Below are 16,023 nucleotides of genomic sequence, written 5' to 3' on the forward strand. Positions count from 1 at the left end.
GGTCGGCGGGCTGACCGCGGCAGCGGTCAGAAGAGGTAGCGGGTCACCAGGTCGGCGACGCAGCACGGCTTGGCGGCGCCGTCGGCCCGCACGGTGGCGCGCAGCACGGTCTGCACGCCGGCCTCGACCGGCTCGGCGGACAGCAGCCTGGCGCTGGCCCGGACCAGCGAGCCGGCCGGCAGCGGGGCGGGGAACCGGACCCGGTCCAGGCCGTAGTTGAGCGCGTGGGCGGCCCGCACCTGGACCACCTCGCGCAGCAGCATCGGCAGCAGCGACAGGGTCAGGAACCCGTGCGCGACGGTGGTGCCGAACGGGCCCGCGGCGGCCCGTTCGGCGTCGACGTGGATCCACTGCCGGTCACCGGTGGCGTCGGCGAACGCGTCGATGCGAGCCTGGTTGACCGGCCGGGCGTCGCTGGTGCCCAGGTCGGCCCCGGCGGCGGCGAGCAGTTCGGCGGCGCTGTCGAACGTTCTCACGCCAGCCCCACCTTCGTGTGGCCGCGCAGCAGATCACGGGCGAGGATGAGCCGCTGCATCTCGTCGGTGCCCTCGAAGATGCGAAACAGCCGCACCTCGCGGTACCAGCGTTCGATGGGCAGCTCGCGGGTGTAGCCCATGCCGCCGTGGATCTGCAGCACCCGGTCGACGACCCGGTTGACCATGGCGGCGCCGGACAGCTTCGCCATCGAGGAGGCGTGCCGCGGGTCGGCGCCGGTGTCGACCAGCCAGGCGGCGCGCAGCACCAGCAGCCGGGCCGCCTCCAGTTCCAGCTCGCTGTCCGCGATCATCCACTGGATCGCCTGGTTGGCGGCGATCGGCGCGCCGAACGTCTCCCGGGTCTTCGCGTACTCGATGGCCATCGTGAGCGCCCGCTCGGCGATGCCGACCGCCCGGGCCGGGATCAGGTACCGGCCGCGGCCGATCCAGCGCATCGCGAGCCGCCAGCCCTGCCCGACCTCGCCGAGGATGTGCGAGGACGGCACCCGCACCTGGTCGAAGAACAGCGACGCCGGTTCGGCCGGCCCCATCGTGACGATCGGCGACGAGGTCCAGCCCATCGAGCGGTCGACCAGGAAGGCGGTGGAGCCGCCGCGGGCGCCGGCCGCCGGGTCGGTGAGCGCGATGACGATCGCGAAGTCGGCGTCGTTGCCGTTGGTGATGAACGTCTTCTCGCCGGACAGCAGCCAGTCGTCGCCGTCCGGGCGGGCGGTGAGCCGGATGTTCGCCGCATCCGACCCGGCGCCGGGTTCGGTGATGGCGAAGCAGGAGATCCGGTCGCCCTCGATCGTCGGCACGAGGTACTCGGCGCGCTGCGCGTCGTTCGCCTCGTAGAGGATGTTGTCGGCCTCGCCGCCGAAGGTGAACGGCACGTAGCTGCGGCCCAGTTCGGTGTGGATCAGTGCCTGGGTGACCGCGTCGAGGCCCATCCCGCCGTGCTCCTCGGGTGTGGAGAGGCCCCAGAAGCCGAAACCGCGCGCCTTGGCCTGCAACCCGGTCAGTTCCTCGCGGGTCAGCCCGGGCTCGCCGCGGCGGTCCCGGGCCAGCACCTCGGGCTCGCGGGGGACAGTTCCTTGCGGACGAAGTCGCGCACGGTGTCGCGAATCGCGCGCTGCTCGTCGGTCAGTCCGAACTCCATCAGCGCAGCCCCCCGTTCACGTACAGGGTCTGGCCGCTGACGTAGCCGGCCTCCTCGGAGGCGAGGAACGCGATCGCGGCAGCGACATCCTCGGGCCGGCCGACCCGGCGTACCGGGATCTGCTCGGCGGCGAGCCGCTGGTGCTCGGCCGGGTCCATGCCGACCCGTTGCGCGGTCGCCGCGGTCATCGCGGTCGCCACGTAGCCGGGGGCGACCGCGTTCGCGGTGATGCCGTACCGGCCGAGCTCGATCGCCAGGGTGGCGGTCAGCCCCTGGATGCCGGCCTTCGCCGCGGCGTAGTTGGCCTGGCCGCGATTGCCGAGCGCCGAGGTGGACGACAGCGACACGATCCGCCCGTACCCGGCCGGGACCATCTGCTGCTGCACCGCCCGGCTGACCAGGTAGGCGCCCTTGAGGTTGACCGAAAGGACGGTGTCCCAGTCGTCCTCGGAGAGCTTGTGCACCAGGTTGTCGCGGGTCACGCCGGCGTCGTTGACCAGCACGTCGATCCGCCCGTACGCCCCGGCGACGGCGTCGACCGCCGCGCTCACCGAGCCGGCGTCGGCCACGTCCACGGCGTACCCGTCGGCGGTGCCGCCGGCGGCCCGGATCGCCGCGACCGTCTCGGCGGTGCGGTCGAGATCGAGGTCCAGTACCGCCACGGTCGCGCCCTCACCCGCCAGCCGGCACGCGGTGGCCGCGCCGATGCCCTGCGCCGCGCCGGTGACGACGGCGACCCGCCCGGTGAACCTGTCCACAGTGGACCTCTTTTCGTGTCGGCTGGACGGCACGCTACTGGTCGGTAAGGTAAGCCCATCGGCGAACCACGTCAACGCCACGCACCGGACACCGGCCCCATACCGGGACATCGACCCGGGTCGGCCGCGAAAGGGGTACCGCATGGACACCGGACTGGCCGGCCGCGCCGCCCTCGTCACGGGGGCATCGCGAGGCATCGGCGCCGCGATCGCCACCGCACTCGCCGCCGAGGGCTGCCACGTGCTGCTGACCTCCCGCCGGCAGGACGCGCTGGACGAGGTCGCCGACAGGCTGCGGACGGCGTACCCGGGCGTCGAGATCCGGGCGCACGCCGCGCACGTGGGCGACCCGGACGCCGCAGCCGGCTGCGTCGCCGCCGCGGTCGACGCGTTCGGCGGGGTCGACGTGCTGGTCAACAATGCCGGCACCAACCCCTACTACGGGCCGATGGTGGACCTGGACGTGGCCCGCGCGGAGAAGACGGTGCAGGTCAACCAGCTGTCGGTGGTGCTGTGGACGCAGGCGGTGTGGCGCGCCTCGATGCGTGAGCGCGGCGGCAGCATCGTCAACCTGGCCTCGGTCGGCGGACTGCTGACCGAGCCGGGCATCGGCTACTACAACGCCACCAAGGCCGCGGTGATCCACCTGACCAGGCAGTTCGCCGCCGAGCTGGCGCCGCGGGTGCGGGTCAACGCGATCGCGCCGGGCATCGTCCGGACCCGGCTGGCCCGCGCCCTGTGGGAGGGCCACGAACCGGCACTGAACGCGGCGATCCCGCTGGGCCGGATCGGCGAGCCGGCCGACATCGCGGCCGCCGCCGTCTTCCTGGCCGGCAGCACGTCGGGCTGGCTGACCGGGCAGACCCTGGTGGTCGACGGCGGCGCCGCGATCCGGCCCGCGCTGACCCTCGGCGACCGGTAGCCGCCCGGCGGGGCCGAAACCCGCGCGCGGCGGCCGGCGACGACCCGTACGGTCGTCGGATGCGGACACCCATCTCCATCCGGCCGGCGACGGCCGACGACGCGGCGGCGATCGCCGAGGTGCACCGGCAGTCCCGGGCAGCGACGATGCCGTACCTGCCGCCCCAGCGGCGCGGCCACGACGAGGTGGTGCGCTGGGTACGGGAGGTAGTCCTGCCGGGCTGCCGGGTGCTGGTGGCCGAGGCGGACGGCACGGTCGTCGGCTACGCGGCGCTGGACGGCACCCTGCTGGATGCCCTGTACCTGCGGCCGGAACGGCGCCGGCACGGCATCGGCTCGCTGTTGCTCGCCGCGGTGCGGGAGTACAGCCCGGAGTGCCTGACGCTGCACGTGTTCGAGGCGAACGTCGACGCGCGGGCCTTCTACGCCCGGCACGGGTTCGTCGAGATCGGCCGCGGCGCCGACAACATGGAGCAGCTGCCGGAGTTGACCCTGCGCTGGACGGCCCGGCCGGGCGGTGCTGACGATCACCTTCCCGACCGCCTTCAGTGAGATACTCTAACTTTGTTAGAGGCTATAACTGAGGAGGCGGGCGTCATGCGACGGATTCTGGTGACCGGGGCGAGCGGCGCCACCGGAGGTGCGGTGCTGCAGGCTCTCGCCGGGCGCGACGTGACGGTGCGCGCGATGCTGCGCACCGAGGGCGGGCCGGTGCCCGGCGCGGACGAGACCGTGCGGGCCGACTTCGACGATCCCGCCGCGCTGGACGCGGCGCTGGCCGATGTCGACGCCGCGTACCTGGTGACGCCGTCCTCGGCGCGGGCCGCCGAGCGGCAGCTACGGTTCCTGGACGCGGCCCGAGCGGCCGGCGTCGGCCAGGTCGCGATCCTCTCCCAGCTCGCCGCCGCGACCGACTCACCGGTGCGGTTCCTGCGCTGGCACGCGCAGGTCGAGCGCTACGCGGCCGAGCACGGCCCGGCGCACACCATCCTGCGGCCCAACCTGTTCCTGCAGGGCACCCTCGCGTTCGCCGGGCTGATCCGGGCGACCGGCGGGTTCGGCGCGCCGATCGGGGACGCCGCGGTCAGCGCGGTCGACGTGCGCGACATCGGCGAGGCGGCGGCCACGGTGCTGACCACCGACGGCCACCTGGGCCGCCGCTACGACCTCACCGGCCCGGAGGCGATCACGCACACCCGGCTGGCCGCGGCGCTCTCGGCCGCGACCGGCCGGGAGGTGCGCTTCGCGGACGTGCCACCGGAGAGCTTCGCCGAGCAGTTGCGCGGCGCCCTGCCCGACTGGCAGATCGAGGGCCTGCTGGAGGACTACGCGCACTACCGCCGGGGCGAGGCGGCCGGCGTCTCCACCGCGGTACCGGAGCTGACCGGGCACCCGGCGCGCGGGGTGGACGAGTTCGCCCGCGACCACGCCGACGCGTTCCGCGGATGAGGCGGCCGGCCGACGACGCCGCCGAGCCGGCCGGCGCGGACGCGTCGGCCGGTACCCGAGCGGCACAGCCGGGCACGGCGCCGACCGGCGCGGCCACGCACCCGGGTACACCAGCGGTGCCGGGGCGGCGGGAACGGCAGCGCGCGGCGACCCGGGCGGAGATCCTCCGGCGGGCGCGCGACCAGCTCGCCGAGCGGGGCGTACCGGGGCTGTCGCTCAACGGCATCGGTCGCGCCATGGGCATGTCCGGCCCGGCGGTCTACCGGTACTTCGACTCCCGCGCAGCGCTGGTGACCGCGCTCGCGACGGTCGGCTACCAGCAGCTGACCGCGGCGGTCACCGCCGCCGCCGAGGCGGCGCGGCGGCGCCGGCCGGCCGGGCAGGTGCGCGCCGTCGCCACCGCGTACCGGGAATGGGCGCTCGCCGACCCGGCCGTCTACCGGGTGATGCTGACCGACCCGGACGGCGACGGGCACCTGGCCGCGCCGACCGTGGTGACCGCGTCGCACCAGGCCATGCGGGTACTGCTGGAGCTGGTCGCCGCCCTGCCCGGGCCGTTGCCGCCGGCTCCGCCACGGCTGCGCGGCGAGGTTGCCGACTGGGCTCGCAGCCGGGACAGCGCGGTCGATCCGACCGTCGCCGCCACCGCGGTGCGGCTCTGGGTGCGGCTGCACGGGATCGTGAGCATGGAGTTGGACGGGCTGCTCGCCGCGGTCGGCATCGATGCCGGGACCCTGCTCGACACCGAGCTCGACCAGTTCCTCGGCGGGTCGTGACCGGCGTCCGTTCCGTGCATCGAACGGCTGGCGGTGAGGTCCGCCACCGGACCATTCCGTACGGCCGGACAAATGCCCAGGGTCCACACCGAGCCAGGGTCGGCGCATTGACCTCGCCGGGTCCGGTGCCTAGCGTTGCATCGTTCGACATACGGAACGCTGGGAGGTGTGATGGCCCGCGAGCAGTTCGCCACCGGCAGCCACGACTGGCCGCCGACCGAGGCGCTGGACGCGTTCATGAGTACCGGCTGGGCGGACACCGAGCGCCGGGAGCTGGCGCAGCTGCCGGTCGCCGGGTTCGCCGCGAAGCGCCGCGACCGGCTGCGGGCGGCGTTCCCCGGGGAGCGGATCGTGGTGCCGGCCGGCCGGCTCAAGACCCGCTCGGCCGACCAGGACTACCGGTTCCGGGCGCACTCCAACTACGTGTGGCTGTCCGGCGACCAGCACGCCGACTCGGTGCTGGTGGTCGAGCCGGACGGCGACACGCTGTTCGCGCCGCCGCGCTCGCGCCGGGACAACGGCGAGTTCTACCGCAGCCGGGCCGGCGAGCTGTGGGTCGGCCGCCGGCCGTCGCTCGCCGAGTCCACCGCCGAACTCGGCCTGGTCACCCGCGACGTGGCCGACCTGGAGACCGCGCTGCGCGCCGGCCTGCCCACCCGGGTACTGCGCGGGGTGGACACGGGCGTGGACGCGCTGCTGCCGGCCCGCGACGACGGGTACGCGGCGGACGAGCTGGCCGCGGTACTGGCCGAGCTGCGGCTGGTCAAGGATGCCTACGAGATCGAGCAGTTGCAGCTGGCCTGCGACATCACCGCGCGCGGCTTCGCCGACGTGGTGCGCGCGCTGGACCGCGCGAAGGCCACCTCCGAGCGGTACCTGGAGGGCACGTTCTGGCGACGCGCCCGCACCGAGGGCAACGACGTCGGGTACCACTCGATCGTCGCCGCCGGCCCGCATGCCACCACGTTGCACTGGATCGACAACGACGGCCCGGTCCGCGACGGCGACCTGCTGCTGCTCGACGCCGGCGTGGAGACCCGTTCGCTCTACACCGCCGACATCACCCGGGTGCTGCCGATCTCCGGGCACTTCAGCCCGATCCAGCGCGACCTGTACGAGTTGAACCGGGCCGCGAACGACGCCGCGCTGGCGGAGTTGAAGCCGGGCGCGTCGTACCGCAACTTCCACCGCGCCGCGATGCGGGTCAGCGCGTACGGGCTCGCCGACCTCGGCCTGCTGCCCTGCTCGGCCGAGGAGGCGCTGGATCCGGACTCGACGGTCTACCGGCGCTGGACGCTGTGCGGGTCGGGCCACATGCTCGGCCTCGACGTGCACGACTGCGCCGCCGCCCGGGCCGACGAGTACCTGGACGGCACGCTCGCACCCGGCCACGTACTCACCGTCGAGCCCGGGCTGTACTTCCAGCCGGACGACGAGCTGGTGCCCGCCGAGTTCCGCGGACTCGGCTACCGGATCGAGGAGAACGTGCTGATCACGGCGGACGGCTACCGGCTGCTGTCGGATGCGCTGCCCCGCACCGCCGCCGAGGTCGAGTCCTGGATGTCCACAGTGGACAGCGAGGGCTGATTCGCGGTCCAGCGGTCGCGGCCGACCGCCGGCGGGACCGCCCGATCGGACCGGCGGGCGCGACCAGCGTCGGGCCGGGCCACCGCACCCCGCGGCCGGGCCGGCGCGACCGCGCTCGAACCGGACCGGCGCGATCGTCGTCCGGCCGGCACGGTCCGCGGCCCGCCCGGTTTGCGTATCGAAATGATCGACGTGTCACGGCCCTCCGGAGTGCCCGTCGGCGTCTGATTGTGATACGACAGGCGCATGGTCGATCAGCTGCGCCCGGTGTGCGCGCCCCAGGTCTCCGAGCCGATGCGTCGGCGGCTGCTCGACGGTGCCGACTCCTCGATGGCGTTGCTCGCCGCCGTGCTGACCGCCCTGTTCGGCGCCGGCGCAGTCGCCGTGCTCGCCTCCAGCGGCCGCCCGGAGGGCGCGCCGCACGCCTTCGACGAGCTGGTCGGCGGCGGCGGGCTGCTGGTCGCCGGTGCCGCCGGGCTGACCGTGGTGCACGGCGTGTTCTGCGCGCTGCGCCGCCGCTGGGCGCAGCGCACCGGGGTGTTCCTCAGCCGGCACCTGCTGGCCGACCTCGCGGTGCGCGATCCGCAGGCGGCGACGCTGCTGGCGCTCGCGCAGCGCGACATCGACCGGATCCGGGCCGCTTCGGTCCGCGACGACGACTCGGCACTGCGCCGCGCGGAGTGGGCAGTGAGCCGGGCCGCGCTGGACTGCGGCGGCGACGCCGGGCGCCGCGCCGCACTGTCCGACCAGGTCGACCAGCTGTCCCGGTGGGCCGACCGGCAGGAGGAGTCACGCGACCGGCTCGACCAGCCGCCGCGCAGCGAACCAGCGCCCGGCCGCGGCACACAGTGCGGCCCGCTCCGCCGGGTCCGGGTTCGCTGAGTCCGACGCCCACGCCAGATAGCAGTCCGGCCGCAACAGCATGGCGGTCGGCGCCCCGGCAACCGGCGCCGCGGTGACGACATCCACCCGCCCCGCGAGATCGGCGAGTTCCCGACCGAGGTCGTGGCCGGTGGTCAGGTCCAGCAGCAGCGGGCGCCCCGCGGCCGTCAGCTCGGCCAACCGCACCGGCGCAGCCCCGGCATCCGGCCCCGGAGCGGCCGCCGCGCCCGGCACCCCGCCGGCTCGGGAACCGGCCGCCTCGCCCGAGGCCGGACCGGTCGAGGAGCCCGGTAGCGGGCCGGTCGCCCGGCGCAGCACCAGATCCGGTGCCCACCGGCCGACCAGCGGATGCGCGCCCGGCTCGGCCGGATAGCGCGTGTCCGCCCCGGCCAGCAGTTCCGCCAGCCGGTGGCGGGCCGGGCGGTCGGCGAGCAGTTCGGTGAGTACCGAGCGCAGCGCGGTGGTCTGCGGCCCGGCCGTGATCAGCGCGGACTGCGCCTGGGTGTGCGTCACGACCCGGGCACCCACCGGTCGCCGCTCCGCCTGGTAGCTGTCCAGCAGGTCGTCCCGACCGCGCACCGCCGCGGCGAGCTTCCAGCCGAGGTTGACCGCGTCCTGCAGGCCCAGGTTGAGCCCCGGCCCGCCGACCGCGGCGTGCACGTGCGCGGCGTCGCCGACCAACAGCACCCGGCCCGACCGGTACGTCTCGGCGATCCGGGTGTTGCCGCCGACCAGGCGGCGCAGCAGGTGCGGGCCCGGGCCCGCGGGCGGTGCGAGGGCCACGTCGACGCCGAGCACCCGTCGCACGCTCGCGCGCAGCTCGGCAAGGTCGAACTCCCCGGTGGTGTCGAGGGCGTTCCACTCCATCGTGGTCACCGCCGTCGGCCGGCCGGGAAACGGTGCGTAGACGAACAGGCCGCGCTCGGTGCGGTGGTAGAGGAACGGCGGGATCGTGCCATGGCCGGGTACCCGCAGCCCGCCGGTGGCCGGATCGCGCAGCTCGTCCGGGACCCGGACGTGCGCCGAGCGGGAGACGGTGTCGTCCCGGGACACCCCGGGGAAGTCGATGCCGGCGAGCTTGCGGGTGGCGCTGTGCCCACCGTCGGCACCCACCAGGTAGCCGGCGGCCAGCTCGTACCCGCCGTCCGGGCCGTCGACCCGGACCAGGACACCGTCGTCGGTGCGGATCAGGCCGGTGAGCCGATGGCCGAACCGGATCTCGACCCCGAGCTCGCGGGCGCGCGCCTCCAGCACGTCCTCGATCTGGCGTTGCGGCACCGGCAGCAGGTACAACGGGTTGTCCTCGTCGGGCAGGTCGGTGAGATCCAGCGGCAGCCCGCCGAACATGTACCGCGGGGTCGGCACCGGCGGCCCCGCGGTGCCGGCGAGCCGCTCGTACAGGCCGCGCCGGTCCAGCATCCGGACCACCTGGCCGACCAGTCCGTTGGCTCGGTTGTGCGGCAAGCGTTCCGGCAGCGCCTCCAGTACCAGCGGCCGGACGCCGGCCAGGCTCAGCTCGATCGCGAGCAGCAGGCCGGCGGGTCCGGCTCCGGCGATGACGACGTCTTCGGGCATGGCAACCTCCGAGCAGGGTGCAGCGCGCGGCCCCGCCGGGCCACGAGCGGCATGGATGTGTGGTGGCACGCGCGATGCGCGTGCCGGATCGCCGGCCCAGCCGGCACCTGGCGGCGCCGATGTCGCTGCCCGGGGCGGTTCCGGGTCGGGTCGGGTCGGGGCGGGTCGGGGCTGGCCGGGTCGGGGGCCGGGTCGGGTCGGGGGCCGGGTCGGGCCGGGGGGCCGGCAGGGCCACCGGTGTCGGGGCGGGGCGGGCCGCGAGGGTCGGTCAGGGTACGGCGAGTCCGCCGGCCACCTGCGCCAGCGCATCGCGGAGGAGGTCGGCGATCGGCACCGACTGGTCGCGCAGCCACTGCTGCCTGGCGGTGCCGAGCGCGACCCCGACGGCGCCCGCGACCAGCCGCGGGAACATGTCGCGGTCGACGTCGGTGCCGGTACGGGCGGCGACCGCCGCGGCGAGCTGCTGCTCTGCGGCGGCGTACGCGACGGCCAGATCGCGCTGCACGCTCGGTTCGGCGATCATCAGCCGCACCCCCTCGACCCAGCGTCGCCGGGCGGTCTCGTCGACCCCGGCACTGTCGCCGGTTTCGTCGGCGAGCGCGTACCGGTCGAGCACCGCGGCGGTGATCGCCGGCCACAGCGGCTCGCCGGCGGGCCGCTCGCGCAGCGCGGCGGCGAACTGCCGGAACCGCTCCAGTTCGCGGTCGGCGATCGCCTCGCCCTTGCTGGCGAAGTAGTTGTTGAAGGTCCGCGGGGACACGCCGACCTCGGCGGCGATGTCCTCCACCCGGACGTTGGCCAGGCCGCGCTCGACGGCGAGCCGGATGGTGGCCCAGCTCAGCGCGATGCGCGTCTGCTCCTTCTTGCGTGCCCGCAGGCCGCTCGGGTCGACTGCCACGTATTCACGATAGCAATTTTTGCGGGCAGCGCAACTTTTCTTGCTAGGCAAAATTCTGCGACCGTGACCGAGCCGGCAGCTCACCGGGCTGCCCAGGCGCCGAACCCTGTGGTACGACAGGGCGCATGAGACAGCGGGTCGAGGCACCGGCGCCGTCGGGTGACTCCCCCGCGCGCGACCGGCGACCGCGGCCGGTGTGCGCACCCGAGGTGCCCGAGCCGGTGCGACGGCGGCTGCTCGCCGGCGGTACCGACCCGGCCACGGTCCTGCTGACGACCATCGTCGCGGTGCTGTTCGGCATCGGCGGGCTCGCGATCCTGCTGTCCGGGGCCCGGCCGAGCGGCGCGTCACCGGTGTTCGGCGTGGTGGCCGGCGACGGCGGGCTGCTCGTCGCCCTGGCCGCCGGGCTGGTGGCGGTCCGCGGTGCGGTCAGCCAGCGCCGCGAGCGAGCCGCCGAGGTCGCCGGCGTCCTGCTCGGTCGCCGCCGGCTCGCCGCGCTGGCGGCGGCCGACCCGCCGGCCACGACACTGCTGGCCGCCGCGCAGCAGGCGATCGACGCGATCCGCGCGGGCTCGGACATCCTCGACGAGCCGTCGCTGCGCCGGATCGAATGGGCAGTCGCCACCGCCGCCGGCGACTGCGGCGCCGACCCGGCCCGGCACGCCGCCCTCGCCGACGAGGTACGCCGGCTGGAACGGTGGGGCGCCACCGGGCCCGCGCCGTCCGGGACCGGGCCGTCGCTGGCCGCGCTGTCCGACGAGCTGGACCGGGCCGGCCTCGCGGTCACCGAACTGCGTCGATTGACCGGTACGGAACGGGAGCGCACCGATTGACGTTGGCTGCGTCCTTTAGGGTGTAGCGACTTCGACGTCGTCGCGGCAAGGAGCCTGACATGGCATCCGCACAGAGCCTGCTCGTGATCGAGCGCATCCTGCGAGACCGGTCCGGGGTCTGGGAACAGATCCGCGAGGACCGTGACCTCAGCCCACTGACGGGACAACTGCTCGCCTCCGCGGCGATCTCGCTCGCCCTGTACGGCGCCGTGCTCGGCGCCTCGAACGGAGCGCTGCAGGCCGTCGCCTCCGCGGTCAAGCTGCCGATCCTGCTGCTCGTCACGCTCGTCATCTGCCTACCGACGCTGTACCTGTTCAACCTGGTGTTCGGCGCCCGGTTGTCGATCCGGCAGGCGGTGGCGCTGGTGTCGGTCGCGGTGACGGTGATGTCCACGCTGTGCCTGGCGTTCGCGCCGATCAGCCTGTTCTTCCTGGTGACCGCGCCGCACTACTCGTTCTACAAGCTGCTCAACGTCGCGATCATGGCGCTCACCGCGTTCGTCGGGTTGAAGTTCCTCGTCGGCGGCATGCGGTCGATGAACCAGCCGACATCGGCACCCCCGGTACCGGTCGCGCCGGTACCGGCCGCGCAGCCGGTCGCGGCGATGGTCGGCGCCGAGCCCGATGGGCAGCCGGCGGCACTGCCCGGCGCCGCCGCGGCCGGCCACCCGGCACCCACCAACGGGACCGCCCCGATGCGGCCGGCACCGCCGGCACCCGAGCGGCAGGCGAGCATGGCACTGCTGTACGTGTGGATAGTGGTGTTCGGGTTCGTCGGCACCCAGCTGGCGTGGACGCTGCGGCCGTTCGTGGGCAGCCCGGGCGAGCCGTTCGCGATCTTCCGGCACATCGAGGGCAACTTCTACGTCGACATCGTGCGCACGCTGTTCGGTCTCTGATCGAGCGCCGTCGGCGCCGGGACACGCTGCGGCGGGGCCACCGGTCGGTGACCCCGCCGCACCGAGCCGGTCAGTTCAGGTTGCGGCCGTAGAAGTCCAGGATCTTCGACCAGCCGTCCAGCGCCGCCTCCGGCCGGTACATCGGGCGGTCGACCGAGAAGAAGGCGTGCCCGGCCCCGTCGTACGAATGGAACTCGTGCGGTTTGCCGAGCCGGGAAAGCTCCTTCTCCAGCGTCGCCACCTCGTCCGGGGACGGGAACTGGTCGTCGTTGCCGAACAGCCCCAGCAACGGGCAGCGCAGGTTCGGCGCCTGGTCGAGGATCCCCCGGGCCCGCAACGGGGCGTCCGCCGGCGGGTTGCCGACCACGAACGCGCCGTAGCAGTCGACCGCCGCGTCGAGATCGACGTTGGCCGCCGCCAGGAACGCCTGCCGGCCACCGGAACAGAAGCCGATGCAGCCGACCTTGCCGTTGGAGCTGGTCTGCTCGCGCAGGTACGCCGCCGCGCCGGTGACGTCGCCGATCAACTGCTCGTCGGAGATGCCGCCGTCGCGGGCCCGGACCAGCTTGGCCGCCTCCTCGTGGCTCATCCCGGCGCCCTGCCGCGAGTACAGGTTCGGGCAGACCGCGAGATAGCCCTCGGCCGCGAACCGACGCACCGTCTCCTTGCTCTCCCGGTCGTACCCCGGCAGGTGGTGGATCACCACCACCGCGCCGAACGGGCCCGGGCCGAGCGGGCGCGCCTGGTACGCCTCGATGCGGTCACCGTCGTGCCCGCCGATCGTGACGGTCTCGGCCTGAATAGCGTCGTAGCTCAACTACTACACCTCGTGTTCCGCTGCGTCGCGGGTGGCCCACTCGGTATGGAAGGTGCCCGGGCGGTCGACCCGCTGGTAGGTATGCGCCCCAAAGTAGTCCCGCTGGCCCTGCACCAGCGCGGCGGGCAGCCGCGGCGCCCGCAGCGCGTCGTAGTACGACAGGGCCGAGGAGAAGCCGGGCGCCGGGATGCCCAGCCGGGCCGCGGTGGCGACCACGGACCGCCACGAATCCTGCGCGTCGCGTACCGCCTCGGCGAAGCCACCGTCGGTCAGCAGCGTCGGCAGCGCCGGGTCGTTCGCGTACGCCGCGCGGATGTCGTCCAGGAAGGCGGCCCGGATGATGCAGCCGCCGCGCCAGATCGTCGCCACCGCGCCGAGGTCGATCGGCCAGTCGTACTCCGTCGCACCCGCCTGGATCTCGTTGAAGCCCTGCGCGTACGCGACCACCTTGGAGGCGTAGAGCGCCTGCTCGATGTCGGCGGCCAGCGTCTCGGCCGCGGCGCCGGTGATCGGGGCCCGCGCCGGGCCGAGCAACCCGCGCGCCGCCTCGCGCAGCGCCGCCCCGCCGGACAGCGACCGGGCGAACACCGCCTCGGCGATGCCGGTGGTCGGCACCCCCAGCTCCAGCGCGGTCTGCACCGTCCAGCGACCGGTACCCTTCTGCTCCGCCTGGTCCACCACGACATCGACGAACGGCTTGCCGGTCGCCGCGTCCACGTGCCCGAGCACCTGCGCGGTGATCTCGATCAGGTACGAGTCGAGCCGCCCGGTGTTCCAGTCGGTGAAGATGTCCGCGATCTGCGCCGGTTCCAACCCGAGCGCGTGCCGAAGCAGGTCGTACGCCTCGGCGATCAGCTGCATGTCGGCGTACTCGATGCCGTTGTGCACCATCTTGACGAAGTGACCCGCGCCGTCCGGGCCGATGTGCGTGCAGCACGGGGTGCCGGCCACGTCGGCGGCGATGTCGGTCAGGATCGGCCCGAGCGACTCGTACGCCTCCTTCGAGCCACCGGGCATGATGCTCGGCCCGTGCAGCGCGCCCTCCTCGCCGCCGGACACACCGGTACCCACGAAGTGCAGGCCCCGCTCGCGCAGCGCCTTCTCCCGGCGCCGGGTGTCGAGGAAGTGCGCGTTCCCACCGTCGACGATCATGTCGCCGGGCTCCAGCAGCGGGGCGAACTCCTCGATCACCGCATCCGTCGGCGCCCCCGCCTTGACCATCACGATCAGCTTGCGCGGCCGCTCCAGCGCGGCGACGAACTCCGCGGCCGACCCGGTCGGGACGAACCTGCCCTCGTCCCCGAAGCCCGCCACCAGGTCGTCGGTTCGTTGCTGGTGCCGGTTGTGCAGGGCCACGGTGTAGCCGTGCCGGGCCAGGTTACGGGCCAGGTTACGGCCCATGACGGCCAGCCCGGTCACCCCGATGTTGGCTTGCTCGCTCATCTCGTCGCGCCTTTCGCCGGCGTGCCCGGAGGTGCCGCGCCCCCCGTCGACGCCGAGTCCGTACGGTCTCGCGGTCGGTGTCGAGGCAGGCCCGCGCGGGCCTGACTCGTTACGCTCCAGACGTCGATGTCTGCCGGCGACCCTACCCAGCGCGCGACGCGCCGCGGTCGCGCTTCTCAGGATCCGGCCGCGGTGAAAATCACCGAATCGCCGCGGCGCGTCGAAGCTGTCGGTACGGTTGGCCGATGTCGCGACGCGCCGAGACCGCCCCCCTGCGGCGTGCGGCCCCCCGCGGGGCCACCCGGGCGCGCCGCACCTGGCAGCGCAGCTGCACGATCGTCGCTGCCGCGGCGGCGACGCTGGTCGCCGCCGCCGGCTGCGCGGCGGACGGGCCGCGGACGGTCTCCCCCGCCGCATCCGCACCGGCCCGCTCCGCCGCGCAGCCCTCAGCGTCCGGGCCGCGCCAGGTCACCGTGCTCGGCGCCGGTGACGTACTCGTCCACCCACCGGTCTGGCAGCAGGCCCGCTCCGACGGGCACGGCCGGATGGACTTCCGCGACATCCTCGCCGGGGTACGCCCGGACGTGTCGGCGGCCGATCTGGCGATCTGCCACCTGGAGACGCCGCTCGCGGGGCCGGGGGACGCACCGCGCGGCTGGCCCCGGTTCGCCGCCCCGCCGCAGGTGGTCACGGCGATCCGGGACACCGGATTCGACGACTGTTCCACCGCCTCCAACCACTCGTACGACCAGGGCACCGCCGGGGTCGCCGACACCCTCGCCGCGCTCGATGCCGCGCACCTGCACCACGCCGGCACCGCGCGCAGCGCCCGGGAGGCGGGCCGGACCGACCTGATCGACGTGCACGGGGTGCGCATCGCCGACCTGTCGTACACGTTCGGGCTCAACACCGGGCTGTCGCTACCGGCCGGCCAGTCCTGGCTGGTCGACATCACCGACGTGCACCGGATCCTGACCGCCGCGCACGCGGCCCGCCGGGCCGGCGCCGACATCGTGTTGCTGTCGCTGCACTGGGGTGTGGAGTACCAGCAGCAACCGACCGAGGAGCAACGCGCGCAGGCCCGTACCCTGCTCGCCTCGCCCGACGTGGACGCGATCCTCGGCTGCCATGCCCACGTGGTGCAACCGTTCCAGCGCATCGGCGGCAAGTGGGTGGTGTACGGCATGGGCAACGAGATCGCCCGGCACGAGGACCCGATCGCGGCGAGCCGGGAGGGCGTGATGCCGCGGCTGACGTTCACCGAGTCGCCCGGTGGCCGCTGGCGGGTGACCCACCTGGACGCGGTACCGACCTGGGTGGACATCGCACCGAAGATCCGGCTGGTCACCCTGTCCGCGGCGCTCGCCGGCCACCCGTCCGCCGCGCGGCGGGCGGTCTACCAGCGCGAGTACCGCAGGATCGGTGCCGCGGTGAACTCTCTCGGCGCCCGCGTACCGCTGGCCTGACCGCCGGCTCCGGGTGGGGCACCCCCGGCCCGCTTCCGGCCGCAGCGGTCCCCGGCCGCCGCACGGAGCGGACCGCTGCTGGTA

At 74.2% G+C, this 16,023-nt stretch carries 17 protein-coding genes; 9 read left to right on the plus strand and 8 right to left on the minus strand.

Features of this window, described 5'->3' with window-relative positions; all coding sequences use genetic code 11:
• Positions 1-26 precede the first annotated feature (26 nt).
• The 4 genes from Athai_RS16770 to fabG are packed head-to-tail and all read right to left on the minus strand — an operon-like array spanning position 27 to position 2,393.
• On the minus strand, positions 27-476 hold the full coding sequence (locus Athai_RS16770) for a MaoC family dehydratase (protein ID WP_203962345.1): 450 nt from the start codon (positions 474-476) through the stop codon (positions 27-29).
• Complete coding sequence (locus tag Athai_RS16775) at positions 473-1,546, minus strand: acyl-CoA dehydrogenase family protein (RefSeq protein WP_239156990.1); 1,074 nt, start codon at positions 1,544-1,546, stop codon at positions 473-475. The genes Athai_RS16770 and Athai_RS16775 overlap by 4 nt, the downstream gene beginning before the upstream one ends.
• Complete coding sequence (locus Athai_RS34190; RefSeq protein ID WP_239156991.1) at positions 1,510-1,635, minus strand: acyl-CoA dehydrogenase family protein; 126 nt, start codon at positions 1,633-1,635, stop codon at positions 1,510-1,512. The genes Athai_RS16775 and Athai_RS34190 overlap by 37 nt, the downstream gene beginning before the upstream one ends.
• Positions 1,635-2,393: a 3-oxoacyl-ACP reductase FabG gene (gene fabG / locus Athai_RS16780; RefSeq protein WP_239156992.1), complete on the minus strand. Its 759-nt coding sequence runs from the start codon at positions 2,391-2,393 to the stop codon at positions 1,635-1,637. Before fabG ends, Athai_RS34190 begins: the two co-directional genes overlap by 1 nt.
• 142 nt (positions 2,394-2,535) lie before the next feature.
• Here fabG and Athai_RS16785 point away from each other — a divergent pair, with 142 nt between their 5' ends.
• The 6 genes from Athai_RS16785 (at position 2,536) to Athai_RS16810 (ending at position 8,008) form a co-directional block, all read left to right on the plus strand.
• Positions 2,536-3,315 carry an SDR family oxidoreductase gene (locus Athai_RS16785; RefSeq protein ID WP_203962347.1) on the plus strand — a complete coding sequence of 260 codons (780 nt, stop codon included), beginning with the start codon at positions 2,536-2,538 and terminating at the stop codon, positions 3,313-3,315.
• A gap of 59 nt (positions 3,316-3,374) precedes the next feature.
• The gene (locus tag Athai_RS16790; RefSeq protein ID WP_203962348.1) at positions 3,375-3,866 is read left to right on the plus strand and encodes a GNAT family N-acetyltransferase; all 492 of its coding nucleotides are present in this window, start codon (positions 3,375-3,377) and stop codon (positions 3,864-3,866) included.
• Between the two features lie 45 nt (positions 3,867-3,911).
• Positions 3,912-4,763 (plus strand): NmrA family NAD(P)-binding protein, encoded by an 852-nt coding sequence (locus tag Athai_RS16795; RefSeq protein ID WP_203962349.1) that lies wholly within the window; start codon positions 3,912-3,914, stop codon positions 4,761-4,763.
• Entirely contained in the window at positions 4,760-5,539 is a 780-nt protein-coding gene (locus Athai_RS16800; RefSeq protein WP_203962350.1) for a TetR/AcrR family transcriptional regulator, read from the plus strand. Before Athai_RS16795 ends, Athai_RS16800 begins: the two co-directional genes overlap by 4 nt.
• A 171-nt stretch (positions 5,540-5,710) precedes the next feature.
• Positions 5,711-7,126, plus strand: a complete 1,416-nt coding sequence (locus Athai_RS16805) for an aminopeptidase P family protein (RefSeq protein ID WP_203962351.1) — start codon at positions 5,711-5,713, stop codon at positions 7,124-7,126.
• A gap of 246 nt (positions 7,127-7,372) precedes the next feature.
• A complete protein-coding gene (locus Athai_RS16810) occupies positions 7,373-8,008 on the plus strand; it encodes a hypothetical protein (RefSeq protein ID WP_203962352.1) in 636 nt (211 codons plus the stop codon).
• On the opposite strand, the gene Athai_RS16815 is transcribed toward Athai_RS16810, so the two are convergent.
• Positions 7,916-9,583 (minus strand): FAD-dependent monooxygenase, encoded by a 1,668-nt coding sequence (locus Athai_RS16815; RefSeq protein ID WP_203962353.1) that lies wholly within the window; start codon positions 9,581-9,583, stop codon positions 7,916-7,918. The genes Athai_RS16810 and Athai_RS16815 overlap by 93 nt on opposite strands.
• Before the next feature lie 268 nt (positions 9,584-9,851).
• Positions 9,852-10,481: a TetR/AcrR family transcriptional regulator gene (locus Athai_RS16820; protein ID WP_239156993.1), complete on the minus strand. Its 630-nt coding sequence runs from the start codon at positions 10,479-10,481 to the stop codon at positions 9,852-9,854.
• A gap of 125 nt (positions 10,482-10,606) precedes the next feature.
• On the opposite strand from Athai_RS16820, the gene Athai_RS16825 reads away from it, so the two are divergent.
• Together Athai_RS16825 and Athai_RS16830 are read left to right on the plus strand one after the other, a co-directional pair.
• Positions 10,607-11,314: a hypothetical protein gene (locus tag Athai_RS16825; RefSeq protein ID WP_203962354.1), complete on the plus strand. Its 708-nt coding sequence runs from the start codon at positions 10,607-10,609 to the stop codon at positions 11,312-11,314.
• 59 nt (positions 11,315-11,373) lie between these two features.
• Positions 11,374-12,213, plus strand: coding sequence for a hypothetical protein (locus tag Athai_RS16830; RefSeq protein ID WP_203962355.1), 840 nt, complete (start codon positions 11,374-11,376; stop codon positions 12,211-12,213).
• Between the two features lie 70 nt (positions 12,214-12,283).
• On the opposite strand, the gene Athai_RS16835 is transcribed toward Athai_RS16830, so the two are convergent.
• Positions 12,284-13,030, minus strand: coding sequence for a dienelactone hydrolase family protein (locus Athai_RS16835; protein ID WP_203962356.1), 747 nt, complete (start codon positions 13,028-13,030; stop codon positions 12,284-12,286).
• A gap of 3 nt (positions 13,031-13,033) precedes the next feature.
• Positions 13,034-14,473 (minus strand): NADP-dependent phosphogluconate dehydrogenase, encoded by a 1,440-nt coding sequence (gene gndA / locus Athai_RS16840; RefSeq protein WP_203962357.1) that lies wholly within the window; start codon positions 14,471-14,473, stop codon positions 13,034-13,036.
• 245 nt (positions 14,474-14,718) lie between these two features.
• On the opposite strand from gndA, the gene Athai_RS16845 reads away from it, so the two are divergent.
• On the plus strand, positions 14,719-15,939 hold the full coding sequence (locus Athai_RS16845; RefSeq protein ID WP_203962358.1) for a CapA family protein: 1,221 nt from the start codon (positions 14,719-14,721) through the stop codon (positions 15,937-15,939).
• Positions 15,940-16,023 lie beyond the last annotated feature (84 nt).

This window comes from Actinocatenispora thailandica (genome assembly GCF_016865425.1).
GTDB classification, from domain to species: Bacteria; Actinomycetota; Actinomycetes; order Mycobacteriales; family Micromonosporaceae; genus Actinocatenispora; species Actinocatenispora thailandica.

Coding starts and splice junctions, on each gene's coding strand:
- Athai_RS34190 (WP_239156991.1), bottom strand. CDS start 1,635: ATGGAGTTCGGACTGACCGACGAGCAGCGCGCGATTCGCGACACCGTG.
- Athai_RS16785 (WP_203962347.1), top strand. CDS start 2,536: ATGGACACCGGACTGGCCGGCCGCGCCGCCCTCGTCACGGGGGCATCG.
- Athai_RS16790 (WP_203962348.1), top strand. CDS start 3,375: ATGCGGACACCCATCTCCATCCGGCCGGCGACGGCCGACGACGCGGCG.
- Athai_RS16795 (WP_203962349.1), top strand. CDS start 3,912: ATGCGACGGATTCTGGTGACCGGGGCGAGCGGCGCCACCGGAGGTGCG.
- Athai_RS16800 (WP_203962350.1), top strand. CDS start 4,760: ATGAGGCGGCCGGCCGACGACGCCGCCGAGCCGGCCGGCGCGGACGCG.
- Athai_RS16805 (WP_203962351.1), top strand. CDS start 5,711: ATGGCCCGCGAGCAGTTCGCCACCGGCAGCCACGACTGGCCGCCGACC.
- Athai_RS16810 (WP_203962352.1), top strand. CDS start 7,373: ATGGTCGATCAGCTGCGCCCGGTGTGCGCGCCCCAGGTCTCCGAGCCG.
- Athai_RS16815 (WP_203962353.1), bottom strand. CDS start 9,583: ATGCCCGAAGACGTCGTCATCGCCGGAGCCGGACCCGCCGGCCTGCTG.
- Athai_RS16825 (WP_203962354.1), top strand. CDS start 10,607: ATGAGACAGCGGGTCGAGGCACCGGCGCCGTCGGGTGACTCCCCCGCG.
- Athai_RS16830 (WP_203962355.1), top strand. CDS start 11,374: ATGGCATCCGCACAGAGCCTGCTCGTGATCGAGCGCATCCTGCGAGAC.
- gndA (WP_203962357.1), bottom strand. CDS start 14,473: ATGAGCGAGCAAGCCAACATCGGGGTGACCGGGCTGGCCGTCATGGGC.
- Athai_RS16845 (WP_203962358.1), top strand. CDS start 14,719: ATGTCGCGACGCGCCGAGACCGCCCCCCTGCGGCGTGCGGCCCCCCGC.